Below are 24,254 nucleotides of genomic sequence, written 5' to 3' on the forward strand. Positions count from 1 at the left end.
TGGCCGTGCTGGTGCCTGCACGAGCACGGCCGGGTCACCCCGGGAGAGCCGTTCGATCTGGGCAGGCTGGCGAGCGCACTGTGTCCGATCGCCCGGGCGCGACGGTAACCACACGTCGCCTCTTCGCACGGGATCCCCACCTGGCATTGCGCACCGGTCCACCCCGAAGGGGCCGGCCGGTCGATGCCTGATCCTCGTCTCTCTTCCATCCCTTCACGGCAGTTGATCTGCCGTACCCGTACGAGCTGCGGAACCAGGAGAAGACATCCCATGAGCGACAACAGCAGACCGCGGGTGAGCCGCCGCGGATTCCTCGCCGGCACGGCGGCCGCCGCGGCCGCCGCGGCGGTTCCGGCGATCGCCCAGGTGGCGGCCGCCCCTCCCGCCGCTGCCGCGACCCGTCCGAACATCCTGCTCATCGTCACGGACGACCAGCCCAAGCACACCGAATGGGCGCTGCCGAAGACCACGGCCTGGCTGGCCGACCAGGGCGTCAAGTTCACCAACGGGCACGTCACCACCCCGCTCTGCTCGCCCTCCCGGTCGTCGGTCCTCACCGGCCGCTACGCCCACCACCACGGTGTCCGCAACAACAAGGCCTCGTACCGGCTGGACCAGGGCACCACGCTGCCCCGGTACCTGAAGGAGGCCGGCTACCGCACCGGCCTGTTCGGCAAGTGGCTCAACTCCTGGACGCTGTCCGACAATCCGCCGCACTTCGAGGAATTCGCCCTGCTCCAGCCGGGCTACGTCGACGCGCAGTGGAACGTCAACGGCACGGTTCAGACGATCAACGGCTACACGACCAACATCATCAAGAACCGCACGCTGAGCTTCCTCGACAAGGCTGCCGCCGACTCCCGGCCCTGGTTCGCGTACGTCACCCCGTACGCCTCCCACGGCCCGCGGACCCCCGAGGCGAAGTACGCCGGCACGGCCGTCCCGGACTGGAACGGCAGGCCCTCCGTCCCGGAGAACGACCGCAGTGACAAGCCGGCGTACATCCGGAACGCGACCGGGACCCTGGCCGACGGGAAGCAGGTCCGCGAGGAACAGCTGCGCACGCTGCTCACCGTCGACGACACGGTCCAGGCGTTCAAGAACAAGCTCCAGGCGCTCGGACAGCTCGACAACACCCTGGTCATCTACATCGCCGACAACGGTTTCACCTGGGCCGACCACGGTTGGACCAAGAAGTCGGTGCCCTACCGCCCTGCGCACGAGGTGCCGTTCTACCTCTCCTGGCCGGCCGGCGGCCTGGACGCGGGAACCACCGACAGCCGCATCACCGCGAACATCGACATCGCCCCCACGGTCCTCGACGCGGCCGGCATCACGCCCGGCCACTCGGTGGACGGCAGGTCCTTGCTCTCCTCGTACAGCCGCGACCACCTGCTCGTCGAGTGGTGGCAGCAGGGCACGACCGCGGGCGGCCCGCCCACCTGGGCCTCGTACGTGTCCCAGAACGAGCAGTACACGGAGTACTACGACCTCACCACCGACGGCAACGGCACCGTGTCCGGCACGGGGCAGGTGAAGTTCCGCGAGTACTACGACCTGGCGGACGACCCGTACCAGCTGACGAACAAGCTGTACCAGGCCACCCCGGCGGACGAGCAGAACCTGGGCATCCCCGCCCTGGCGGCGCAACTCGCCGCCGACCGCACCGCCTAGCGGTACCCGGCCGGGTGCCCCGCGGCATCACCCGCGGGGCACCCGCCCCCCCCCACCTCATACCGACGGAGCCGTCATGCTTTCCTGCTGCACCCCCGGACACGGCGACGCCGCCCCCGTCGCGCTCTCCCTGGCGCCGCGGCCACCTGTCGCGGCCGGCGAGCGGGCCGCCCGCCGGCTGATCGACCTGCCGGGCGGGCGCTTCCTCATGGGGACCGACGATCCGGACTCCTTCCCGGCCGACGGCGAAGGCCCGGTACGCGAGGTCGCCGTCGACCCTTTCCGCATCGCGCCCACGACGGTGACCAACGCCCAGTTCGCCACCTTCGTCAAAGCCACCGGCCACGTCACCGAAGCCGAACACTTCGGCTTCTCCTTCGTCTTCGGCGGCTTCCTGACCGAAGACGTCGCCGCCATGTCTGCGCACGTGGCGGCCGTCCCCTGGTGGCGGGCCGTCCCCGGCGCGAGCTGGCGGCACCCCGAGGGCACCGGTTCGTCGGTCACCGCGCGCCAGAACCACCCCGTCATCCACGTCTCCTGGAACGACGCGCAGGCGTACTGCGCGTGGTCCGGCACCCGCCTGCCCACCGAGGCCGAATGGGAGTACGCGGCCCGCGGCGGGCTCGAGCAGCGGCGCTACCCGTGGGGCGACGACCTCACCCCCGGCGGCCGGCACATGTGCAACATCTGGCAGGGCGACTTCCCCACCCGCAACACCGCGGAGGACGGCTACGAGGCCACGGCACCGGCGAAGTCCTTCCGCCCCAACGGCTTCGGGCTCTACAACGTCGTCGGCAACGTATGGGAGTGGTGCGCCGACTGGTTCGCGCCCGGAACCAGCCGTGTGATGCGCGGCGGCTCGTACCTCTGCCACGACTCGTACTGCAACCGCTACCGCGTCGCTGCCCGCAGCTCCAACACGCCCGACAGCTCCACCGGCAACATCGGCTTCCGCGTGGCCGCGGACAGTGGCAAGGCCGCCGGGCCGACACGGCAGTCCTGACGACCTCAAGCCGATTGAGGCAGGGGACACAACGCGAAGGCCCCGCATCCCACGGGAGACGGGGCCACGCGCCGGCGCCGGACGTGCGGGCGCTACCAGGAGGACTTGGTTACTCCGGGGAGGAAGCCGGCGTGCGCCTGTTCTCGCATGCGGACGCGGGAGAGGCCGAACTTCCGCAGATGGCCGCGGGGCCGGCCGTCGACGCAGTCCCGGTTGCGCACGCGGGTGGCGCTCGCGTTGCGGGGCTGCTTGCGCAGTTCCTCCAGCGCCGCGCGCCGTTCGGCCTCGGTCGACGACGGCCGCCGCAGGGCTTCCCTCAACTCGGCACGCCGGGCTGCGTACCGCGCAACGGTCGCCTTGCGCTTCTCGTTCTGCGCGATCTTGCTCTTCTTCGCCATCAGACCTTCACCCCGCGCGCGCGGATCCGGGCCACCGCGGCCTCGATGCCGATGGTGTCGATGGTCTTGATCGCCTTCGCGCTCAGCGTCAGGCGGACATGACGGCCTTCACTCGGCAGCCAGTAGCGCTTGGCCTGGATGTTGGGGTCGAAGCGGCGGGAGGTGCGCCGGTGCGAGTGGGAGACGTTGTTGCCGAAGCCCGGCTGGGCGCCGGTGAGCTGGCAATGGGCGGACACGGTGGTACCTGCCTCTCTCTGAACCGAAACGGTTATTGGAAACGATTTCCATTCCCGTATAGTAGCGGCATGGCACGCAACGAGGTACGCCCGATCGTCAAGCTGCGCTCCACCGCGGGCACCGGCTACACGTACGTCACCCGCAAGAACCGGCGCAGCGACCCGGACCGCATGGTGCTGCGCAAGTTCGACCCGGTGGTGCGCCGGCACGTCGACTTCCGCGAAGAACGCTGACCCCCGCTCCCTGCCTGAAGGACACCGTCATGAAGCCCGGAATCCACCCCGCCTACGGCCCCGTCGTCTTCCGCGACAAGGCCGCCGGCTTCGCCTTCCTCACCCGGTCCACGGCGACCAGTACCAACACCGTCGAGTGGGAAGACGGCAACACCTACCCCGTCATCGACGTGGAGATCTCCTCGCAGAGCCACCCCTTCTACACCGGCACCGCCCGCGTCCTGGACACCGCCGGGCGCGTCGAGCGCTTCCAGCGCCGCTACGGGAGCGCGGCATGACCCTGCCCGTCGTCATCGTCGGCGGGCTCCACTGCGACGCCCGCAGGGAAGTCGTGGACCGGCTGCTGCACGCCGTCCCCGACAGCGTCGCCCTCCACCACGACCTGTCCACCGCAGCACAGGGCACAGTGCGGCGCGTGGTGCGCGACGCCTCGGGCGAGCTGTCCCGGGGCACGGCACCCCTCGTGAACGACTGTGCCTGCTGCGCGCTGCGCGAGGACCTCGTCCCCGAACTGGCACGACTGGCCGACAGCGGCCTGACCCGGCTGGCCGTCGTCGAGCTCTGGGACTCCGTGGAGCCCAAGGCGACGGCCGAGGTCGTCACCGCGCACGGCGCCGGCGTACTCGACCTCACCGCCGTGATCACCGCGGTCGACCCCGCGCTCGTACTCCCGTACCTCGTCAACGGCGATGACCTGGCAGAGGTGGGCCTCGCGGCAGCCGCCACCGACCAGCGCACCGTCGGAGACACCTGGGCCCGGCAGCTGGAGTACGCACCCGTGCTCGCCCTCGTCGACAGCGAAGAGGCCGATGAGGAGGATCGGGCCCTCCTCACCCAGCTCCATCCCACCGCCCGGCAGGTACCCGCCTCGTCCGGCGAACTCGCCCGACTGGCCTTCGCCGGTTTCGACGCGGAGACGGCGGCCGCCGCCCAGCACCCGGCCTGCGCGCTGCTCCCCCAGGAAGCCGACGAGGCGGGAGTCACCACCTTCGTGTGGCACCGCCGTCGGCCCTTTCACCCCGAACGCCTCTACGAGGCGCTGGAAGACCTCTGTTGCGCAGCCGCCCGCAGCCGCGGCCGTTTCTGGCTCGCCGACCGCCCCGACACCCTGCTCGCCTGGGACGCTGCGGGTGGCGCCCTGTGCGTGGAGAACGCCGGCCCCTGGCTGGCGTCCCTGCCGGACGCCGCCTGGGAACTGGTCCCCCCGATGCGCAGGGCGGCGGCCTCACTCGACTGGCATCCCGAACACGGCGACTGCTGCCAGCACCTCGTCTTCACCTCCCCCGGCCTCGACCGCCACGGCTTGGAGCGACTCCTCGAGTCCTGCCTCCTCACCGACGCCGAGTACGCGGCGGGACCCGAGGCATGGCGCAGACTCCCGGCCGCCTTCGGCCCCCTCCTCGACCCCGTCTCCTGACCAACCGGCAACCCGACAACCCGACCACCCCCTGAGGAACGCACATGGCTCGCCGCCAGACCCCCCACAAGCCACTCAAGTCCCGCCCGAACCCACTGGACGCGTCAAAGATCACGTACATCGACTACAAGGACACCGATCTCCTGCGGAAGTTCGTCTCCGACCGCGGCAAGATCCGCAGCCGTCGGGTCACCCGCGTCACCGCCCAGCAGCAGCGGCAGCTCGCCACCGCGATCAAGAACGCCCGCGAGATGGCCTTGCTCCCGTACGGGAGCAGGTGAGGCTTGGCCGATGCGCGCGTCGGCGGTCTTCGGGCCGCCGTCCCGGCTGCGATGCCGCGTCAGCCCAGTGCGGTCGACCGCCGTAGGTGAGCACCTTCTCGAAGGCGAGCCGGGCCTCCTCCCGCCGGCCGGCGCGGGCCAGCGCCCCTGGCCCCCCGCTCGGCCGACCAGCCGCACGGCGATGAACTGGGCGAACCCGTGGATCGGCTGAGGCGCGTCGCACTCCATTTCGCCGGTCCAGCCGGACAGCAGATGGCTTGTGGCGCGGTCATCAGGGAAGCGCGGTCACCGCCGTTGTCAAGAATCCCCATCACAAACGCTTGACCTCAATCATGCCTGAGGTGTGACGATGATCCACATGACCACGGAATCCACATCGCACGCGGCAGACATCGAAGCGATCAGGCGGCTCGTCGCCACCGTCGAGCACTCCCAGCAGAACAAGGACCCCGAGGAGTTCCTCGGCCTCTTCCACCCGGACGCGATCTGGACGACCGCCCACGGCAAGGTCCTCATCGGCCTCGACGCGATCGCGGAGTTCACCCGCAAGGTCCTCCCCGCGGCGAGCTGGGACGGCGAGGTCACCTACGAGGTGGCCCACGTGCTCTTCATTCGTCCCGACGTCGCGGCGGTCAAGGTCCGACAGCGTTACCTGGCACCGGACGAGGAGAGCGAGGGCGCCCCGCTGTACGTGATCTCGAAGCAAGCCGACGGCCGCTGGCTGCTGACCGCCTGCCAGAACACGGGGGTCGTCGCCGGCTAGGGCGTACCGGAAGACCGTCGCAGCGTGTCGTGGCGCAGCCCGGAATTGCGGTTCGCCGTAGTCGACCGAGATGCCGAAGACGCGGACGTCTCAGCAGCGGGATACTTGCCTGATGGACATATCGAGGGCTTCCTGGGTCAACACGACGCACGATTGGTCCGGCGTGATTGATGCGGATCACCTGGCACAGATCCGACGCAGTCCCGCGGAGTTCGCTCCGGATGGACCTTGGCACCTCGTCCTTGAGGTACTTGCCTATGCCGCCGACGAAGCGTCAAGCAAGGGTGGGGGACACAGCGTCGTCGTTCTCCATCCCGACGGTTCCGTGTCCGTCCAGGATGACGGACGGGGCACTGACACCCGGGTGGACGAGAACGGCCGGAGTGTGAAGAAGCCGGTCATGGCCACGAAGGATCTCCGGTTCTTCGATTTCCCGCGGGTCGAGGTGCTGCCTGACGGCCATCCTCGGCGCGGCATGTCCGTGGTTGCAGCGCTCAGCGAGTGGCTCGCCCACACCAACCGCCGCCTCAACGGGGCCTGGACTCAGCGCTACGAAAACGGCGTCCCCGTCACCGATCTTGAGCCCGTCGAGGTCGACGGCACGACCGGAACGCTGGTCCATTTCAGGCCGGACGGGTCGTTGGGTTCGGTGACCGTGCCGGCGGCCCGCGACCTTTCGCGCCTGGCCACGGTCTGGCCACATCTGGAGGTTCGGGTGGATGACCGGCGCAATGACTGACGGATTCGGCGATGGTGACCGGCCTCTCACCACAGTGATCAGCTTGCTGTGACGACCGACGCGGTCTGTGGTCGGCGGCGGGCAGCGGGCGGCGGGCAGCGCCATCACCACGCGCAGCACCGCCATCCGGCTGACCACGATGCCCAGCACAGCCCCAGCCGGCCACCGCGCGAGCGGCCTGCTCGGGCGAACGTCACCCGCGCGCAGCCGCTGTTGTCGCAGAACAGCCGACGTACCGACAACTCGATGAGCCTGGCCAGGCGGCGCCCGCTCAGCCGGCGGGAACCGTCTCGCGCAGGAAGCCGATCAGCAAGTCCGTCACAGCGCCAGGCCGCTCCAGGCTGGGAAGATGGCCGGCCCAGGGCAGTTCAATGTGCCGGGTGTTGGGGAACAGCCTCGGCAGTCGGGCCGCGATCTGCCGGAAGTCCGCCAGGTCGAGGCCGCCCGAAAGAGCGAGACACGGTGCCTTGACCGCTGACAGGTCGATCTCCACCCCACTCCGCCCGGCTCCCTCGGGGGCGGCCAGTTGCACCTCGAAGGCACGCCGCTGCATCTCACGCACCGCGTCCCGGACCGCCTCCTCGGCATCCGGCCCCAGCCATGTGTCCACGTTCAGCTCCACCGCCCCCGCGATGTCACCCGCCTCGAGCAGCGAGTCCTCCCGCTCGCCGAACGCGCGCAGCTCATCGGTGGGTTCATGCCCGGGCAGCCCGGAAGCCAACAGCACCATGGCGGAGACCCGGTCCGGACGGCGCGCGGCGATCTCCACGGCAACACGTCCACCGTACGAGGAGGCGATCAGCGCCGCTTGCTCGACGCCGAGGGAGTCCAGCAGGTCCAGTACATCTTCGGCATCGTTGTGGCGCCGGTCCGGCAAGGGAGACTGGCCAAAGCCCCGGAAGTCGCAACGCACCACCCGGTATCCGGCCTCGACCAGTGCCGACCACTGTGAGTCCCACATCCTCCGGTCGCATACCGCGGAGTGCAGAAGTACCAGCGCGGGGCCGTCTCCGGATGCATCGTAAGCAAGAGTCATGCGACAGACCCTAGGCCAGTACCCCAGCTGTGGATCGTGACCTTCGTGTCTGGGATGCGGCACGCTTTGGCCGAGCGGGCCACCGCCAGGACGTGGCTCCGGCTTGGTCGCGAAGACGGTTTCCTCGTTGAGCCCTGCCGCCCGGCAGCGGTCCGGGCGCGCGTCCAGCAGCGCGGGACGTACAGCTCCCGGTCCACCGCCGCGTGTCCCCGGGCGCCGGCGTAACGGCACAGCAGATGCTGTATGCCGTGCCGGCTGGCCCCCGGCCCAGTCCGCGATCGACAATCCGTGGACGGCCCCGCGGAAGACCACGTACCGTGTGGCTTCACGCCCTGACAAGACGGGAGGAGGCGAGTGCCGTGCAGTTCACACCTTTCCAGCGCTCCCTCTTCCGCTGTCCCGGCGTGGTTCGTCTGTTCTGACCGGGAGCGCTCCAAGCAGCCTGTATCCCGGAGGAATCCATGACCGATCCGGTCGTCCGCGCGCTTTCCGCGAGCGACGCTCATCTCTTCGACGCACACCCCGACCCCCTGGGCGCCCGTGAAGGCCATCGGCGTACCCGGTTCCGCCCCGACTGGAAGCGCGTCGCCCTGCGCGACGGCGAGGTCGTCGCACGCGGCGCATGGTGGGGCGGCCCCGACGACTCGGAGCCCGTCAACATCAACTGGTTCGACGTGGCCGGGGGCGAGGAGGAGGCCGGGGCCGAGCTCCTGCGCTCCGCTCCCTGGCAGGTCGAACTCGAGATCAACCTGCCCGGCGGCTGGCGGGAAAAGACCGACCTGCGCGCCTGCGCCGAGGCGCGCTTCGCCGCCGCACGAGCCGCGGGGTACGAACTCCTGGTGGAACGCTTCCTGTACCGCTGGACCCCGGAGCGAGGTCTGCCCGAGCGGCCCGGACGCCTGCGCTTCAGCGCCGAACCCGACGACACCGTGTTCTTCGACGCGTTGCGCCGCATCCACTCCGTCACCCTGGACGCCCACGCGTTCAGGGCCATCGCGGAGGGCGGCCTCGACCAGGCCGCCCAGGAGGAGCTCGACTTCTTCCGCTGGTGCCCCTCCCCGCGGGAGTGGTGGCAGATCGCACGCACGCCGGAGGGCGACCTGGCCGGCATCCACATCCCGGCCCACAACCCATCCGGCCCGGCCATCGGCTTCATCGGAATCGTCCCGGAACAGCGCGGCCGCGGCTACGCATACGACCTCCTCGCGGAGTGCACCCACCTCCTCGTCGAGCAGGGCGCGGAGTTCATCAGCGGAGCGACGAACCAGGGAAGCTTCCCCATGGCCGCGAACTTTGCCAAGGCCGGCTTCCCCGTCATCAGTGAGTGCATCAACTTCCACCCGGCGGGCCAAGCGGCCTAGGGGGTGTCACGCGGTGAGTGGTCCGGTCCGAGGGCAGGTCCGCACCGCTTGCCGGCGCCCGGCGGCATGCCGGCCAACAGTGTGATCGACAGCGGGCGCGGGAGGCGGAGCTGGGGTTCGGTCCCTACGCGGAACCTCACGCACCATCGTCCAAGACCCGCTACCGGCTTCAGCGATAGCCGCCCGCCATAGAGCCGTTCGGCTCGCAGCCCGACCGGTCGTGCTCAGGCGGCCGGTTCGATGGGCTCAAGGACGGCCTCGAGGTCGACCGTGACATCGACCATGGGGCTGACGACCACTCCGCCACGGTCGACCACATCGTTCCAACTCACACCGAAGTCATGCCGGTTGATACGTGTCGTGGCGGTGAATCCGGCGCGGCGCCTGGGCCCGAGGTCCCGCCCTTCCTCCCACCAAGGGGTATCCCACTGTCCCAAGTAGGTGACGTCGAAGGTTACGGAGCGCGTCACGCCACGTACCGTGAGGTCGCCGGTGACCTCGAACTCGGTTCCGCTCACCTGATGAATACGCGACCCGACGAACGTCCAGGTCGGGTGGTGCTCGACGTCGAAGAAATCGGCACTGCGGAGGTGGGCGTCGCGCTGGGGCTGCCCGGTGTACACCTGGGTCGCGTCGATCGTCGCCTCGACGCGCGCCGTCTCCGGCTCGTCGGGATCGACTTCCAGCGAGCCGTGCACGTTCTTGAGATGCCCGCGCACGTAGGTGACCATCATGTGCCTGGCGCGGAACTCCGCCGCGGTATGACCGGGCTCGAAGAACCATTTGCTCATGGCCATGTGCGCCCCTGTCTCACCCCTGCAACCAGGACGGGTCCAATGGCGGTCACGGAGCGCGTACGGCAGTCGTGGGGGCCGGCTGCGCGTGGTGCGTCACCGGTGTTCGTTCACGCCCTCGGCGATGAGGGAGACGCCGATACCCAGCATCCATACGTCCTTGGCCAGCGCGATTCCCTGCTCGGTCGGGCGCAGGCTGCCTTCCTCCCGCATCCCCGGCGTACGCAGGTAGAGCCCGAGGGTGCCGACGGAGAAGGCGGTCACCGCAACCCCGGCAACAGCAGCTGGAACGACCGGCAGGAGCAGTGCCGTAGCGATCGCGAGCTCCCCTGCGGAGAGCAGCCGGACGAACTTCTGGGCGTCTTGCTTGCCCAGGAACGGGTAGGTCGTGGCGGCGAACTGCTGCAGACCCTCGGCGGTGGCCTCGTCCGCACCGATTTTCGAGAAGCCGGAGTTCAGGAAGAACGCGCCGACCGTGAGCCTGAGTGGAAGCTGCCGTGCTGCGGAACATCGTGCCCAACCGGATGCCATGCCGAGCCTCCCAACATTGGCCCCGGATACCACCTTGCCATCCGTTCGAAGCATGTCAAACGGGGGCCGGTTCTCCCCCACCCGCTGCCTCCGGAGCCCGGGCCCCGGCCAGTACGGCCACGGGGCCGATGACCTCCAGAGCCTCGACGCCGGCCTAGAGCGTGACCAGCACCGTGCGGGGCCTTAGGGCCGACCTCGTAGATCCAGCGGATCCTGTGGAGTGCTCGGCTACGGCCGGTAGACGAGCTCGGTGGCCATCGCTGCGATGACGCCCCAGACCCCGATCCCGAGCAGCCACAGGGCGTCCAGGGCGGCGCCGGTGGCGATGACGGTCAGTCCGGCCGCCCCGAGGGCCAGTACGGTCTGACGGATTTGGCGGTCTGGGCGCGAGCGCGTGTGCACAGTAGTGAGAATCCCGCCGGACCTTCGCCATGGCGAGGGTCCGGCGGGATTCCTGTCGGGGTCCCTGCGCCGCGTCAGCCGGCGTGGACGTGGGGGCGGCGGGCGCGGTCCGGTTCGGCTTCGCGAATGACCTCGCGGGTCACGGGGGCCACCTCACCCTGTCCGAAGAGGAAGAAGCGGAAGAAGTTGGCCATCGGGTTGCCCTCGGTCCACTCGAAGTAGATGTGCGGCCGCTGGCCGGTCTCGTCGCGGACGTGGAGGAGGAGGGCGGCGAGGGCGTTGGGGATGCTGGAGCTCTCCAGGGTCAGGACGCGGTAGCGGTCGTGCAGGACCTCGCCGCGTACGCGCATGCCGGATTCGAACTCGGACGCGTCCAGGACGGTGACCTCGACGAACATCACGTCGTCCTCGGCCGGGATGTCGTTGTCCGCGCGGATCTGCGCCTTCTTCTGCCGGTACTCCTCGAAGTCCCGGTTGTCGGGCTCGTTCGCGATGAACCGGATCGTGCGGTTGGCGGTGTCGCGGATGAACCGCTGCGCCATGTCGTCGAACTCGATGTCCGTGACGCGCAGCTCGAATACCCGGGCGAGTCGGGACAAGAGGGAGAGCGCCATGATGCCGCCGATGAAGCAGGCGCCGATCTTCACGCCGTCCGGCCGCTCCACGACGTTGACGGCCGTCGTGTAGATGAAGACGGCCGAGATGATGCCGAAGCCGATCGTCCAGCCGCGCTCCCCCGCCCGGCGCGCCGCGATGGTCACGGCGACCGCGGCCGAGGTGATCAGTACGAGGACACCGGTGGCGTACGCACCGCCCTGCGCGTCCACGTCGGCGTTGAAGATCCAGGTCACGAGGAACGCGATCAGCGTGAACACGATGACCATGGGGCGCAGGGCGCGGGCCCAGTGCGGGGCCATGCCGTACCGGGGCAGGTAGCGCGGCATCAGGTTCAGCAGGCCGGCCATCGCGGAGGCGCCGGCGAACCAGAGGATCAGGATGGTCGAGATGTCGTAGACGGTGCCGAACGCGGAGCCCAGGTATTCGTGGGCGAGGTAGGCGAGGGCGCGGCCGTTGGCCTCGCCGCCCGGCTGGAACTGGTCGGCCGGGATCAGCAGGGTGGTGATGAGGCTGGAGCAGATCAGGAAGATGCTCATGATCACGGCGGCCGTGGTCAGCAGCTTCTTGGCACCGCGGATTCGGCCGGCGGGCTTGGCTTCGGTGTCGTCGGGCTCGCCTCGGACGTGCGGCATGACCGCCACACCGGTCTCGAAGCCGGACAGGCCCAGCGCGAGCTTCGGGAACACGACGAGCGCGATGGCGATCATCATGAAGGGGTTGCCGTGTTCGGCGGTCAGCGCGGTCGTCCAGTCGGTGATGACCTGGGGTTCGGTGAACACGTTCCACAGCCCGACCGCCACCACGACGACGTTCAGGCCGAGATACGCGAAGACCAGGACCACCGCCACGCCGATGGCCTCGCTGAACCCCTTCAGGAACACCCCGCCCAGGAGCGCGATCAGGATCAGGGTGATCAGTACCTCGTGGCCGTGCAGGGTGCTGGTGAGGTGCGGGTTCTCCACCATGTGCGCGGTCGCGTCCGCCGCGGAGAGGGTGATGGTGATGAGGAAGTCGGTCGCCGCGAACCCGAGGAGGGTCAGGACGAACAGCTTCCCCTTCCAGAAGGTGAGCAGCCGCTCCAGCATGGCGATCGAACCCTCGCCGTGCGGGCTCTCCTCGGCGACCCGCCGGTAGACGGGGAGCGCGCCGAACAGTGTCAGCAGCACGAGCACGATGGTCGCCAGCGGCGACAGCAGGCCGGCCGCGAGGAACGCGATACCGGGTTGGTAGCCGAGGGTGGAGAAGTAGTCGAGACCGGTCAGGCACATGACGCGCCACCACGGCCGGCCGTGGGGCTGGGCCGCCGCCTCCTTGGCGGCGGGCGAACTCGTCTGGGCGGTCAAGCCTTCCAGCATCCACGCGCGCAGGCGCGAGGAGCGGGCAGGGGTGGCCATCGTGGGGTGCTCCTGTCGTACGCAAAGAATCAGCCGTCGACATCGACGGCTGAGCCAGCGTACGCAGGCTGATCGCTCATGCACGCGAGCGGGCAAACCCTGACGCGTCCTTAACGCACACAGTGCCACCTGTGGCGTAGTGGGTAGCAGCTCACCCGAGGCAGCGCAGCCGAGGCCGGGGACGGTGGACACCAGCAGGTCGATGAGCTTGATGCCGACGAAGGGCAGGACCGGGCCGCCGAGGCCGTAGAGGGCGACGAGGGATCTGCCCTCGGGCGCTTCGTCGGCGAGCGAGGACAGTTGGGCGGCGTCCGCCGGCTTGATGTGGTGACGCCCGGCAGCGGGATGGACGTTGCGCTGGACGAGCCGGTCCATGCCCGCGATGCCGATCGCCGACAGGAGGGCGCCGATCGTGGTGGGGATGAGAGTGACGAGGAGGGCGAACAGGACCGCGATCTCGTTCGGGGTCTTCTGCCGGGTGGCGCCCTCGACCAGGGCGATCATCCGGTCGATGAAGCTGTGCCCCGGGCGCGAGGTGACCCGTACGACGATCGCGTCGGACAGCACCGTCATACCGCCCGTGACGCCGGACCGGTCGCCACCCGACTCCCTCGACACGGGCGCCGATTCACCGGTGACGGCCGACTCGTCCACCATTGCGGCCCGTTCCGCTGGAAGTGCGCATGTGGGCGCGGGAATTGGCACCTTCTTGACGTCGGCGCACGAGAGGTGTCAAGCCGCCGTCAGAGGTGCGTCAAGGCACGTCAGCGTGCGTCTGCCGTGATGCGGAAGCGCAGCCGGCAGATCACGGCGTCGGTGTCGCGGCGGACCGCGTGGGCGACGACGGAGCCGCGCTGGTTCTGAAGCAGCCGCTGCCACAGGTGGGCCGGCTCGGTCTCCGGGATCAGGACGGTCACCTGGGCGTCCGGGTGGATCTGCGCCAGCTTCCGCACGTACGCCGCCAGGGGGCGGCCGAGCGAGCGGGTTTCCGAGGAGAGCTCGATCAGCTCGACGCCGGGCTTCCACAACTCCCAGTCCCGTCTGAGGGCTTCAGTGGTCTGGCGGTCCTCGGGGGCCGGGTGGGTGACGGTCACGGCGAGAACCTCATCGCCCAGCGAGCCGGCAGCGGTGAGGGCCTGGCTGGTCAGGCGGGACAGACCGGAGACGGGAACCACGACCACGGAGCGGGAGCGCTGCGGGGCCCGGGGAATCCGGCCGAGCTCCAGACGTTCGCCGATCTCGGTGTATGCACGGTGGATCTTCTCGAAGCCGAGAACGAGCAGCGGCAGGGCGACGACGACCAGCCAGGCGCCCTCGGTGAACTTGGTGGCGGTGACGACGACGGCCGAGGCACCGGTCAGGAGGGCGCCGAAGCCGTTGAGGGCCGCCTTCGCCTGCCAGCCGCGCGGCCGTTCCCCGTACCAGTGGCGGACCATGCCGACCTGGCAGATGGTGAAGCCGACGAAGACGCCGATCGCGAAGAGCGGGACCAGGGTGTTGGTGTCACCGCCGGAGAACACCAGCAGGATGGCGGACACGACGGCCAGGGCGAGTACGCCGTGGCGGTGGACCTGGCGGTCGGCCTTGAGCGCAAAGACGTGCGGCAGGTGGTTGTCGCGGGCCAGCAGGCTCATGAGCACCGGCAGACCGCCGAAGGAGGTGTTCGCGGCCAGCGCGAGCAGCACCATCGTGGCGAACTGGACCACGTAGAAGGCCACGTTGTGCCCGAAGGAGGCGTCCGCGAGCTGGGCGAGCACGGTCACGCCCTCGACCGGCTGGAGATGGAAGCGCCCGATCAGGATCGACAGGCCGATGAGCATGACGCCGAGCAGGGCGCCGAGGGCGACCTCGGTGCGCTGGGCGCGGCGGGCGGCCGGCGCCCGGAAGGACGGTACGGCGTTGGCGACGGCCTCGACGCCCGTCAGTGCCGAACAGCCGGCGGCGAAGGCCTTCAGCAGCAGGAGCGCGCCGATGGTGGTCGCGCCCTCGCCGAGCGCGGAGGCGTGCCCGGCAGCGGTGACGGTGCTGACGGGACCGTCGCGGAAGAGCCCGACGGCGACCATCGCGAGGATCGACCCGACGAACACGGCGGTGGGCACGAGGAACGCCTTGGCGGATTCCACGACCCCACGCAGGTTCACCGCGGTGACCAGAACGAGGACGCCCAGGCAGATCCACACCCGTTCCCCGTACAGCTCGGGGAACGCCGAGGTCAGGGCAGCCACTCCGGCCGTGACGGACACGGCGACGTTCAGCACGTAGTCCAGGATCAGCGAAGCCGCGGCGACCAGACTCGTGCGCCGGCCGAGGTGCTTCTTGGCCACGGCGTACGAGCCGCCGCCGGCCGGGAACGCGGCGATGACCTGCCGGTACGAAGCCACGAGCACCGCCAGCAAGGCGGCGATCGCCAGGGTGACGGGGAGGGTGAAGCCCATGCCGTACGCACCGGCCGCGGCCAGGACGAGCACGATCGATTCCGGCCCGTACGCCACGGACGCCATCGCGTCCAGCGACAGCGCGGCCAGGCCCTGGAGGGCGGTCAGCCGGTGGCGATCGTCTGCCGCGGGCGCCCGTACGCCGGTATCAGGAGGCTCCTCCGTGCCCGGGGCCCGTCCTGCCGTGCTCGGCTTTCCCATGTCTATGGACATCTTTCGCTGTTCCTCCGTTGGACAAAGTGAGGACAGCATCGGAATGCCATGGCTGGATTGCCAGTGCTCTTGGCGGTTTCCATACGGCCGCCGCTCCAGTATTCACGCGCCTTTGACGTCGAGCCTCCCGGGAACCGCCCGCCTGACCGAGGGCGGCCGCTCGCCGGAGGCGGTCATCGGGGCCTGTGGGGGCAGCGCCTCGCGGCCCTCTCGGACGGCTGGGCCGTCTCTTTCGGATCTCGCCGGTCGAGCCCGCGTCTCCCGCAACTACCGCTGGGGGGGGCAAGATCCGGTAGAGACGACCTAGGGTTGCCCCATGAGCACGGCAGACGACGACCGCATCGCCCTCGACCTCCTCGACGCCCACCTGGAAGACCTGTGGCGGGCAGCCGGCGAACTCCAGCGGGGAAACCGGGCCGTCGTCCCCGAGGTACCGCGCGAGCCGGCCGGGGCCACTGCGGACGGTGCGGCTGCGGAACTCCTGAGGTGGGGGTACGCGGAGCTGGCCCGCATCCCGCGCTCACCGGCCGACGTGTTCGCCCGCAGCGCCGGCAACACCCTCATGGAGCTGCGGCGGCGCCGCAGCCCCTGGAACGCGGCGGCCCTGCGCCTGCTGGAGGACCCGTACGTCTTCCTCGCCACCGGTCCACGCCGGCACGACGACTGGGCCGAGGACGTGCTGGCCCTGATGCACCGCGAGGTCCCCGACCCGCGCGGCTGGCTGCGGATCGACTCCGACCGCACCAACAATGCCCGCCACGCCGTGCCGGCATACCCCTTCGAGCCGCCGCCCGCCGCCGGGTTCCAGGACCGCCTGCACGAGCTGGAGCCGGCGGGGGCCGTCACCGCGCTCGCCGTCATGGCGGAGGAGTGGGAAGACGACCGGCCCGTCCGGAGCCGGCCGGAGCGCGACGCCCTGCTGGCCGACGCACGGTTCCTGCTGGACCGCTACGGCCCGGCCCCCCAATTCTGGACGAACGCCCGGGACGCGGCCTCGGACCCCGCCCCGGACTTCGTCCAGGCCGGCCTCAAAGGGACGAGGGTCCACGGGTTCATCACAGGCGAGTACATCAACGGCATCGACCTGTTCGAAGAACTTGGCCTCATTGCCGTGTCCGGCGACGAGGTCGGGGTCTTCTGGTCCTTCGGCGCGTACTGACACCTAGCGACGCCTTGCGGTCAGCCGGACGGCGGGATGGCGCAAGCGCCCAAGACACGGCGGGTCAGGGGCTGAGAAGGGCCGAGATTTCGCGGGCCGCGTCGCGGGAGTCAGTCGGTGTCGAGGCCGTCGATCAGGCGGTTCAGGAACCGGCTGAAGGTGGCTTCCGGAGCGAGGGGGCGGCCAGGGGCCGCGAGGGCCTCGGCGAGTTCCGGGTGGTGGCCGTCTGCGGCGACGACCGCGAGGTAGCGGGCTTCGGCTGCGGCCCGGTCCGGGGACTGCGCCAGCGCGGCCTGCGCCATCTCGTGAGCGACGTGGCCGGCCACGAACGCCGTGAGCTGGGCGAAGACCTCCAGCTTCGCCGCACCGTCCAGTCCGGCGGGCCGCAGGGCGGCGAGCGCGTGCTCCAGGAAGGCCAGGGTGTGGGGGCCGGGGACGCGGCGGGTGGTCAGGGCGGCGGGCAGCCAGGGGTGCCGCAGCATGTGGGCGCGCTGGAGGTGGGCGATCGACTTCAGGTCGGCGCGCCAGTCGCCGGTGAGCGTGTGTGCGGTGGGCAGTTCGCCGCTGACGTGGTCGACCATCAGGTTCAGCAGCGTCTCCTTGTCGGGCGCGTAGCTGTAGAGCGACATGACTCCGGCTCCGACCCGTTCGGCGACTTTCCGCATGGTGACCGCTTCGAGCCCCTCCGAGTCCGCCAGGGCCACGGCCGCCGCGGTGATCGCCTCTCGGCTGTAGGCGGGCTTGCGGCCCCTACGGGGCTGGTCAGAGCCCAGCCAGAGCTGCTGCGGGTCGACACCCGGGGCGGTGGCACTGCCTTCTAGGGGCACGGTCCACGCTCCTCTCCTTGATCGGCGGCCCTTGCGGACCCCAGTCAAGCATGCTCTATTCTCGTACACTGTACGTAAATCAAGGAGGGGAACGATGACGTCACCCACGCACGGTCCTGAGGCGAGGCCGACCTGGGCACCGCCTGCCGGGAAACCGCCGCTGTCCGCACGGATGATGAGGGCGACATGGCGCCGTCTCCCGGCCAAACTGCACGATGTCGGCTGGGAGCCCGGGCTGGTGGTGCCGGCCGCCGACGGCAGCCCGCTGATCACGGACCACTACTTCCCGCGCACCGAGGGCGACTTCCCCACCCTCCTGGTGCGCTCGCCGTACGGCAGGGGCCTGCCGTGGTCCCCCATGTACGGCATGCTCTTCGCCGAACAGGGCTTCCACGTGGTCCTGCAGAGCTGCCGCGGCACCGGCGGTTCGGGGGGTGCGTTCGACCTGTGGCGCAACGAGGCCGTCGACGGCCGTGCCACGGTGTCCTGGCTGCGCGAGCAGCCCTGGTTCAACGGAACGCTCGGGACCATCGGCCCCAGTTACCTGGGCTACGTACAGTGGGCCCTCGCCCTGGACCCGCCGCCGGAGCTGAAGGCAATGGTGGTGCAGGTGGGCCTGCACGACCCCCACGCCCTGTTCCACACCGACGGTGCGCTGCACCTGGAGACCGCCCTCGCCGTCGGCGTGGGCATGACCTACCAGCACCAGGGCACGGGACCGTTCCTGAAGGCGACTCTGCGACTGCAGCGCCGGCTGCGCGAGGTCACCACCGCGAAGCCACTGCGCGGGGCGTACGCCTCGGCCCTCGGGCGGGTGCCCTGGCTGGACGAGGTGATGACACACCCGGACGCCGAGCACCCGTACTGGCGGGGCGCGTCGCTGGCGGAGACGGCACGGCGGCTCCGCGTGCCCACGAGTCTGATCACCGGATGGCACGACGCGCTGGCCGACCAGACCTTCGAGCAGTACGACCGGCTGCGTGCCGCCGGCTGCGAGACCTCCCTGCTCGTCGGCCCCTGGACCCACACCTCAGCCCTGCAACAGGGCTGGCCCGAGGTGTTCGCCGAGAGCCTCGCCTGGCTGCGCGCCCACCTGTGTGCCGATCCCTCCGGCCTGCGTCCCACGCGGGTGCGCTTGCACATCGGCGGCGAGAACGCCTGGAGGAACCTCGACGACTGGCCGCCGGCCGCGGAGGTCAGCCCGTGGTTCCCCACCGCGCAGGGCCATCTCACCCGGCAGTCTCCTACGGACTCCGCACCGCTGACGTCGTTCCGCTACGACCCGGAGGACCCGACCCCCTCCCTCGGCGGCCCTCTCCTCTCCCGTACCGCCGGTCCGCGCGACAACAGGACCCTGGAGGCCCGGGATGACGTACTGACGTTCACCGGTCCCCCGCTGACCGAGCCCGTGGACGTCCTCGGCCCGATCTCCGCGCGGTTGAGCATCTCCACGGACACCGGTCACGCCGACGTCTTCACCCGCCTGTGCGACGTGGACGCGCAGGGCCGCTCCGTCAACATCTGCGACGGGCTGGGCCGCCTGCGGACGGACGGGCAGGAGCCGTCGCAGATCACCGTGCCGATGAGCTCGACCGCCCACCGCGTCGCCGTCGGCCACCGCATGCGCTGGCAGATCAGCGGAGGCGCCCATCCGCGATACGCCCGCAATCCCGGCAACGGGGAGTCGGCGGTGGACGCCACCACCTTCACACCGGTGCACATCACGCTCCACGCGGACTCGGTGCTGATGCTGACCGTGCATGCCCACAGTTCCGGGCCCGGCCCTGCGGACAGCGGCTGACCAGCCGGACCGGCGGCCCGGCTCCCTCGAGAGGGGAGAGCCGGGCCACCGCAGTAGCCGCCGTCGACCGGGATCACCGCGCCGGTGACGAAGCTCGCCCGGTCGGAGCCGAGCCACACCACGGCGTCGGCGATCTCCTCCGCCCTGGCGATCCGGCCCAGTGGGTGGGCGGCGACGATCGACTTCATGGGCTCGGTGTCCGGGTCCATCGAGGCGATCATCGGGGTCTCGACCAGGCCGGGTGCCACCGCGTTGACGCGGATGCCGTGCTGCGCGGCCTCCAGCGCCGTGCTCTTGGTCATGGAGATCACGGCCGCCTTGGTGGCGGTGTACCCGGAGAAGCCGGTGACGCCGACCAGTCCCGCGCCCGAGGCCATGTTGACGATGACGCCGGACCCCTGCGTGACCATGTGCCGGAGTTCGCGCTTCATCGACAGGAACGCGCCGCGGTGTTGGTGGCGATCATCCGGTCGAGCATCTCGGCGTCTTACTCCCAGCGCCGCGAAGCCCGTGGCAGACAGACGGGAACCGTACCCCCGGCACGGCGTACGGGGGGTACGGCGTACCCCCTCACGCCGACCCCGTCGGCCAGGGTCCGGCCCATGACCGAGAACGATCTCCGGGCCTTCCTGCGCTCCCGCCGCGCCCGCATCACCCCGGAGGCGGCGGGCCTGCCCCGCCCGCCCGGCGTACGCCGCGTCCCCGGTCTGCGCCCTCGCAAAGCCCGCCAGGCCGCGGTCCCGCGCGGCCCCCGAGTCGGTGCGCCCCGGCCTGCTGCACGTCCTGGACAACATCTCCGGCAACCCCGCGCTGATCCTCGACCACCGCCTCGACGTGCTGGCCATGAACCGGCTGGCCCGCGCCTCCTACCCGGGCTTCGACGAGGTACCGGCGGGCGAGTGGAACATGGCCTCCTTCATGTTCCTGGACCCGGCGGCCCGCGAGCTGTACGTGGAGTGGCCCGCGACCGCCCGCGAGAACGTCGGCATGCTGCGCCTGTACGCGGGACGCCACCCGCAGCACCCCCGGCTCGCCCGCATCGTCGAGGGCCTGACCGCCGACCCCGATTTCCGCCGCCTCTGGGCGGACCAGGACGTGTACCGCCCCGCGTACGGAGCCAAGCGCCACCGCCACCCGCTCGCCGGCGAACTCACACCGGGATTCGAGGCGTTCACCCCGTCCGGCGCCCCGGAACAGACCCTCGGCCTGTACCCCGTCGAACCGGCTCACCTTCCGAGGCCGCGCTCCGTACGCTCTGACTCCCGCCGACTCAGACGGACTGGGTGGCGAAGAGCTCCAGGTGACCGCAGTTCGGGCAGCGGTACGCATCGATCTGGCGGCGGGGGCGGCCCATTCTCTTCGCGCCGCCGAACAGACCGCGCTCGAGCGGCCCGGCGATCCAGCGTGCATAGCCGCGGGAGCCCTCGCCGTTGTCCTCGACGAAGCCCTGCTCAAGGCCGATCGTGCCGCAGTACGTGCACCTCACTTCGCTCACCGGCCGATTGTAGGGGCGACGGCACCGCCCCGTGGGGTCTGTGTTCGACTTTTCCGTCCGGGCCCGGCGTGGCGGACGGGGCGGCGGTGCGCTACGCCTCGCGCACGGGATGGCGGAGCAGATAGACGGCCGCGGTCGAAACCAGGACGGTCATACAGGCGAGGAACACCAGTCCGGCGCCCTCCAGGCCGACAGGGCCCGTCAGTACGCCCACGCCGATCACCGGTACCGAGATGCCCGCGTACGCCACCACGAACAGCATCGAGATGACCGCAGCGCGCTGGTCGGCCGGAGACGCCCCGGCCACCGCGGAGAGCGCCCCGCGGAAGGCCAGGCCCTGTCCACTGCCGCCGACGAGCGCGCTGAGCACCACCAGCGCCAGCAGGTCCCAGTACAGGGCGCCCGCGAGCAGCACCAGCCCGGCGAGGAGTGCCGCGCAGCCCAGCGGCAGGGACCGGCCGACCCCGATGCGGCCGACGGCCAGCTGCCCGGCGGTCGACGCGAAGAAGGCCAGCGCGACGATCAGCCCGCTCACGGCCCGGTTGTGCACGCCCAGGGATTCGACGAGGAACGCCGGGCTGACCGACGTGAACACTCCGAACAGCGCGAACCCCACGAACGAGGCGGTCGCGGCGGGCACGAACACCTGCCGCACCGACGCGGGCAGAGCGGGCCGCTGCGGCCGTACTGCCGCGAGCGACTGCCGCTCCCGTACCGTCTCGGGAAGTCGCAGCAAGACGGCGGCCGAACCGGCCACGAGGACGAGGTGCACCACGAACGGCAGGTACAGCGGCCAGGGAGCGTACTGGGCGAGCACACCGGCGAGCAGGGGACCACAGCCCAGCCCGCCCATGTTGGCGGCCGTCGCCACGAACGTGGCGCGGGAGGAGCCGTCCCGCGGTGCCAGTTCGATGACGTAGGCCGTGGCGGCCCCGGTGAACAGACCCGCGGACAGGCCCGACAGCAGCCGGCCCGCGTACAGCCAGCCCAGCCCGGTGGCACACAGGAAGCAGCCGGCGCTCGCCGCCGCGAGTCCGAGGCCCGTCAGCAGGACCGGCCGCCGGCCCACGACGTCCGAGGCGTTGCCCGCGAGCAGCAGGACCCCCATGACGCCGAAGGCGTACACGGCGTACACGACCGTCACCTGCAGCTCGGAGAACCCGAACTTCTCCTGGTAGAGGCCGTAGAGGGGGGTGGGCAGGGTGGTGCCGGCCATGCACACGGCGAACACCACCCCGCCGAGGTAGCACTGGCGCCAGCGCCCGCGATCACCGTCCATGGCGTCGACGGTAACGGCGCCCGGCATCGCGGGCGGCGCGGCATGCCGACGGTGCGGCGTCCAGGACGGCTCCGGCCCCGTCCGCGGCGCTTGCCCTCCGCGCCCCGTCAGAGGTGGCGCAGAAGGGTGGACGTGAACTCGGCGGTGGAGGCGGAACCGCCGAGGTCACGTGTGCGCACCGGGGTGGTGGCCAGGACGCGGGCGATGGCGTCGGTGATGTCCGCCGCGGCCCCGGGGTGGCCGAGGTGGTCGAGCATCATGGCGGCGGACCAGATCGCGCCGATCGGATTGGCGATGCCCTGTCCGGCGATGTCGGGGGCTGATCCGTGGACCGGCTCGAACATGGACGGGTACTCGCCCTCCGGGTTGAGGTTGGCGGACGGAGCGATACCGATGCCGCCGGCCACGGCCGCCGCCAGGTCGCTGAGGATGTCCCCGAAGAGGTTGGACGCGACGACGACGTCGAAGCGGGCGGGGTCGAGGACGAACTTCGCTGCCAGCGCGTCGATGTGCTCCTGGTTCCACTCGACGGTGGGGTGCTCGGCGGAGCGCTCGGCCACGAGCTCGTCCCAGAACGGCATGGTGTGCACGATCCCGTTGGACTTCGTCGCAGACGTGAGGGGACCGCCACGCCGTTCGGCGAGCCCGAAGGCGAAGTCGAGGAGCCGGGTCACTCCCGCCCGGGTGAACACCGCTTGCTGCACTGCCATTTCATCGGGACACCCGCGGTTCATCCGCCCGCCGATCTCGCTGTACTCGCCTTCGGTGTTCTCCCGGACGACCACGAAGTCCACCTCGCCGGGCACGGCCGCGCGGACGGGGCTGGGAAGACCGTCGAAAACGCGGATGGGGCGGAGGTTGACGTACTGGCCGAACGCCCGGCGGATCGGGATGAGCAGCCCCCACAGGGAGACGTGGTCCGGCACACCGGGGTAGCCGACGGCGCCGAGGAGGATCGCGTCGTGACGGCGCAGTTGCTCCAGCCCGTCCTCGGGCATCATCGAGCCGAGGCGCAGGTGGCGTTCGCAGGACCAGTCGAACTCCTCGTAGCTGAACGTGATTCCGTGGCGCTTCCCTACGGTGTCGAGTACCTCGCGTGCCGCCGGGAGGACTTCGGTGCCGATGCCGTCACCGGGGATGAGGGCGATGCTGTGGTTCGTCATGGCTCGAATTCCAGCAATCGCACCTGGTCCGGGTCCAACACGTATGGCCGATGTCCCTCATAGGCTGCCCCTATGAGCCGGCGGGACGGCGATGTCCAGGAAGGCGCTGGCAGCCGGGGTCGGCTGCGTCTTGCGGCTGACCAGGATGTTGTGCTGAAGGGAGGTCGGTTCCAGGTCGAGGACGAGGGCTCCGGCCCGTTGGGACAGGTCGGCCCAGGATTCCGTCACCACCGCCAGCCCCACGCCCCCGAGCACGAGCGGCAGGAAGGCCATGCGGTGTTCGGTCTCCACCGCGATGCGGACGTCGATGCCCTGCGCCTGCAGGTCGTCGACGTAGGCGCGGATCCCGGTCCCCCGCTGCCCGACGATCAGCCGATGCCCTTCGAGCTGTTCGCGTTGAACTGCCTGTCCGGCCGGGAAGGGGCCGTCCATCGGGGTGACCAGGACGAGCCGGTCCTCTCCGACATGGTGCGGGACGACGTCCCGACTCGGCAGCGGCGACGAGGTCGTCAGCAGTCCGAGTTCACAGCGTCCCGTGCGCACCATCTCGACCACGTCCTCGCGGGTGAGGGCCACGCGCAGGCCGAGCGACACCGCCGGATGGCGCTCGGTGAAGCGCTGGACCATGGTGCTGAGGGGTTCGATCGTGGGTGAGGCCATCGCGGCGATCTCCAGGCGCCCGCTGCGCAGTTCACGGACGGCACCGACGCTGGCCCTGGCGAGCTCCAGGGCGTGCAGGGCTTCCCGTGCCCGCGGAACCAGGGCGGCACCGGAGTCGGTGAGGACCACCCTCCTGCCGATCCGGTGGAAAAGTGGGCTGCCCAGGTCGCGTTCCAGGCCCTGGATGGCCTGTGACAGGGACGGCTGCGACACGTAGAGCACCGCAGCGGCGCGATTGAAACCACCCTGGTCCACGATGGCGAGGAAGTACGTCAGCTGCCGGAAGTCCACGGTTCAGCGTAGGCCGTCCGCGACGAAACGCACGGCTCCTTCCCCGCCGC

The 24,254-nt window shown here is 70.4% G+C and carries 24 protein-coding genes and 4 pseudogenes; 12 read left to right on the forward strand and 16 right to left on the reverse strand.

The window, feature by feature from the left end; genetic code table 11:
• Nucleotides 1–270 precede the first annotated feature (270 nt).
• The gene (locus AB5J51_RS03110) at nucleotides 271–1,674 is read left to right on the forward strand and encodes a sulfatase (protein ID WP_369776726.1); all 1,404 of its coding nucleotides are present in this window, start codon (nucleotides 271–273) and stop codon (nucleotides 1,672–1,674) included.
• 76 nt (nucleotides 1,675–1,750) lie between these two features.
• Complete coding sequence (locus AB5J51_RS03115; protein ID WP_369776727.1) at nucleotides 1,751–2,677, forward strand: formylglycine-generating enzyme family protein; 927 nt, start codon at nucleotides 1,751–1,753, stop codon at nucleotides 2,675–2,677.
• A gap of 92 nt (nucleotides 2,678–2,769) precedes the next feature.
• Here AB5J51_RS03115 and rpsN read toward each other — a convergent pair whose 3' ends face one another.
• Together rpsN and rpmB are read right to left on the reverse strand one after the other, a co-directional pair.
• Nucleotides 2,770–3,075: a 30S ribosomal protein S14 gene (gene rpsN, locus AB5J51_RS03120; RefSeq protein ID WP_369776728.1), complete on the reverse strand. Its 306-nt coding sequence runs from the start codon at nucleotides 3,073–3,075 to the stop codon at nucleotides 2,770–2,772.
• Nucleotides 3,075–3,311: a 50S ribosomal protein L28 gene (gene rpmB, locus AB5J51_RS03125; RefSeq protein ID WP_369776729.1), complete on the reverse strand. Its 237-nt coding sequence runs from the start codon at nucleotides 3,309–3,311 to the stop codon at nucleotides 3,075–3,077. The genes rpsN and rpmB overlap by 1 nt, the downstream gene beginning before the upstream one ends.
• 69 nt (nucleotides 3,312–3,380) lie before the next feature.
• On the opposite strand from rpmB, the gene rpmG reads away from it, so the two are divergent.
• From rpmG to AB5J51_RS03155, 6 genes are all read left to right on the forward strand, one after another.
• Nucleotides 3,381–3,545 carry a 50S ribosomal protein L33 gene (gene rpmG, locus AB5J51_RS03130; RefSeq protein WP_133895600.1) on the forward strand — a complete coding sequence of 55 codons (165 nt, stop codon included), beginning with the start codon at nucleotides 3,381–3,383 and terminating at the stop codon, nucleotides 3,543–3,545.
• Between the two features lie 29 nt (nucleotides 3,546–3,574).
• Complete coding sequence (locus AB5J51_RS03135; protein ID WP_369776731.1) at nucleotides 3,575–3,823, forward strand: type B 50S ribosomal protein L31; 249 nt, start codon at nucleotides 3,575–3,577, stop codon at nucleotides 3,821–3,823.
• Nucleotides 3,820–4,962: a GTP-binding protein gene (locus tag AB5J51_RS03140; protein ID WP_053788001.1), complete on the forward strand. Its 1,143-nt coding sequence runs from the start codon at nucleotides 3,820–3,822 to the stop codon at nucleotides 4,960–4,962. The genes AB5J51_RS03135 and AB5J51_RS03140 overlap by 4 nt, the downstream gene beginning before the upstream one ends.
• 44 nt (nucleotides 4,963–5,006) lie before the next feature.
• A complete protein-coding gene (gene rpsR, locus AB5J51_RS03145) occupies nucleotides 5,007–5,243 on the forward strand; it encodes a 30S ribosomal protein S18 (RefSeq protein WP_053788000.1) in 237 nt (78 codons plus the stop codon).
• Between the two features lie 349 nt (nucleotides 5,244–5,592).
• Entirely contained in the window at nucleotides 5,593–6,006 is a 414-nt protein-coding gene (locus tag AB5J51_RS03150; RefSeq protein WP_369776733.1) for an SgcJ/EcaC family oxidoreductase, read from the forward strand.
• 112 nt (nucleotides 6,007–6,118) lie between these two features.
• Nucleotides 6,119–6,745, forward strand: a complete 627-nt coding sequence (locus AB5J51_RS03155; protein WP_369776734.1) for an ATP-binding protein — start codon at nucleotides 6,119–6,121, stop codon at nucleotides 6,743–6,745.
• A 271-nt stretch (nucleotides 6,746–7,016) separates the two neighbouring features.
• Here AB5J51_RS03155 and AB5J51_RS03160 read toward each other — a convergent pair whose 3' ends face one another.
• On the reverse strand, nucleotides 7,017–7,781 hold the full coding sequence (locus tag AB5J51_RS03160; RefSeq protein WP_369780204.1) for an alpha/beta fold hydrolase: 765 nt from the start codon (nucleotides 7,779–7,781) through the stop codon (nucleotides 7,017–7,019).
• Nucleotides 7,782–7,877: 96 nt separating this feature from the next.
• Nucleotides 7,878–8,005 (reverse strand): annotated as a pseudogene (locus tag AB5J51_RS03165) (IS701 family transposase); the annotation flags it as partial.
• Nucleotides 8,006–8,242: 237 nt separating this feature from the next.
• Between AB5J51_RS03165 and AB5J51_RS03170 the strand changes: the two are divergent.
• Nucleotides 8,243–9,142 (forward strand): GNAT family N-acetyltransferase, encoded by a 900-nt coding sequence (locus AB5J51_RS03170; RefSeq protein ID WP_369776735.1) that lies wholly within the window; start codon nucleotides 8,243–8,245, stop codon nucleotides 9,140–9,142.
• Nucleotides 9,143–9,366: 224 nt separating this feature from the next.
• Here AB5J51_RS03170 and AB5J51_RS03175 read toward each other — a convergent pair whose 3' ends face one another.
• From AB5J51_RS03175 to AB5J51_RS03200, 6 genes and pseudogenes are all read right to left on the reverse strand, one after another.
• Nucleotides 9,367–9,939: a YceI family protein gene (locus AB5J51_RS03175; protein WP_136226626.1), complete on the reverse strand. Its 573-nt coding sequence runs from the start codon at nucleotides 9,937–9,939 to the stop codon at nucleotides 9,367–9,369.
• Nucleotides 9,940–10,032: 93 nt separating this feature from the next.
• On the reverse strand, nucleotides 10,033–10,467 hold the full coding sequence (locus AB5J51_RS03180) for a hypothetical protein (RefSeq protein ID WP_369776736.1): 435 nt from the start codon (nucleotides 10,465–10,467) through the stop codon (nucleotides 10,033–10,035).
• 228 nt (nucleotides 10,468–10,695) lie between these two features.
• Entirely contained in the window at nucleotides 10,696–10,869 is a 174-nt protein-coding gene (locus tag AB5J51_RS03185; protein WP_369776738.1) for a hypothetical protein, read from the reverse strand.
• A gap of 74 nt (nucleotides 10,870–10,943) precedes the next feature.
• The gene (locus AB5J51_RS03190) at nucleotides 10,944–12,881 is read right to left on the reverse strand and encodes an amino acid transporter (protein WP_369780205.1); all 1,938 of its coding nucleotides are present in this window, start codon (nucleotides 12,879–12,881) and stop codon (nucleotides 10,944–10,946) included.
• 402 nt (nucleotides 12,882–13,283) lie between these two features.
• Nucleotides 13,284–13,538 (reverse strand): annotated as a pseudogene (locus AB5J51_RS03195) (potassium-transporting ATPase subunit B); the annotation flags it as partial.
• 107 nt (nucleotides 13,539–13,645) lie between these two features.
• The gene (locus tag AB5J51_RS03200; RefSeq protein ID WP_369776739.1) at nucleotides 13,646–15,529 is read right to left on the reverse strand and encodes an APC family permease; all 1,884 of its coding nucleotides are present in this window, start codon (nucleotides 15,527–15,529) and stop codon (nucleotides 13,646–13,648) included.
• Nucleotides 15,530–15,845: 316 nt separating this feature from the next.
• Here AB5J51_RS03200 and AB5J51_RS03205 point away from each other — a divergent pair, with 316 nt between their 5' ends.
• Entirely contained in the window at nucleotides 15,846–16,688 is an 843-nt protein-coding gene (locus AB5J51_RS03205; protein ID WP_369776740.1) for a hypothetical protein, read from the forward strand.
• Between the two features lie 110 nt (nucleotides 16,689–16,798).
• Here the strand turns inward: AB5J51_RS03205 and AB5J51_RS03210 are convergent, their stop codons facing one another.
• Complete coding sequence (locus AB5J51_RS03210; RefSeq protein WP_053787993.1) at nucleotides 16,799–17,515, reverse strand: TetR/AcrR family transcriptional regulator C-terminal domain-containing protein; 717 nt, start codon at nucleotides 17,513–17,515, stop codon at nucleotides 16,799–16,801.
• Nucleotides 17,516–17,609: 94 nt separating this feature from the next.
• Here AB5J51_RS03210 and AB5J51_RS03215 point away from each other — a divergent pair, with 94 nt between their 5' ends.
• Complete coding sequence (locus tag AB5J51_RS03215) at nucleotides 17,610–19,316, forward strand: CocE/NonD family hydrolase (RefSeq protein WP_369776742.1); 1,707 nt, start codon at nucleotides 17,610–17,612, stop codon at nucleotides 19,314–19,316.
• Between the two features lie 65 nt (nucleotides 19,317–19,381).
• Here the strand turns inward: AB5J51_RS03215 and AB5J51_RS03220 are convergent.
• Nucleotides 19,382–20,161: pseudogene (locus AB5J51_RS03220) on the reverse strand (SDR family NAD(P)-dependent oxidoreductase); the annotation flags it as partial.
• Between AB5J51_RS03220 and AB5J51_RS03225 the strand changes: the two are divergent.
• Nucleotides 20,076–20,483 (forward strand): annotated as a pseudogene (locus AB5J51_RS03225) (transcriptional regulator); the annotation flags it as partial. The pseudogenes AB5J51_RS03220 and AB5J51_RS03225 sit on opposite strands and share 86 nt — an antisense overlap.
• 103 nt (nucleotides 20,484–20,586) lie before the next feature.
• Here AB5J51_RS03225 and AB5J51_RS03230 read toward each other — a convergent pair.
• From AB5J51_RS03230 to AB5J51_RS03245, 4 genes are all read right to left on the reverse strand, one after another.
• Nucleotides 20,587–20,811 carry a hypothetical protein gene (locus tag AB5J51_RS03230; RefSeq protein ID WP_199828077.1) on the reverse strand — a complete coding sequence of 75 codons (225 nt, stop codon included), beginning with the start codon at nucleotides 20,809–20,811 and terminating at the stop codon, nucleotides 20,587–20,589.
• A 91-nt stretch (nucleotides 20,812–20,902) separates the two neighbouring features.
• Nucleotides 20,903–22,090 (reverse strand): MFS transporter, encoded by a 1,188-nt coding sequence (locus AB5J51_RS03235; protein WP_136226618.1) that lies wholly within the window; start codon nucleotides 22,088–22,090, stop codon nucleotides 20,903–20,905.
• 107 nt (nucleotides 22,091–22,197) lie between these two features.
• Nucleotides 22,198–23,253: a tartrate dehydrogenase gene (locus AB5J51_RS03240; RefSeq protein WP_369776744.1), complete on the reverse strand. Its 1,056-nt coding sequence runs from the start codon at nucleotides 23,251–23,253 to the stop codon at nucleotides 22,198–22,200.
• A gap of 57 nt (nucleotides 23,254–23,310) precedes the next feature.
• Nucleotides 23,311–24,204: a LysR family transcriptional regulator gene (locus tag AB5J51_RS03245; protein WP_369776745.1), complete on the reverse strand. Its 894-nt coding sequence runs from the start codon at nucleotides 24,202–24,204 to the stop codon at nucleotides 23,311–23,313.
• Nucleotides 24,205–24,254 lie beyond the last annotated feature (50 nt).

Source organism: Streptomyces sp. R33 (genome assembly GCF_041200175.1).
Lineage (GTDB): Bacteria > Actinomycetota > Actinomycetes > Streptomycetales > Streptomycetaceae > Streptomyces > Streptomyces katrae_B.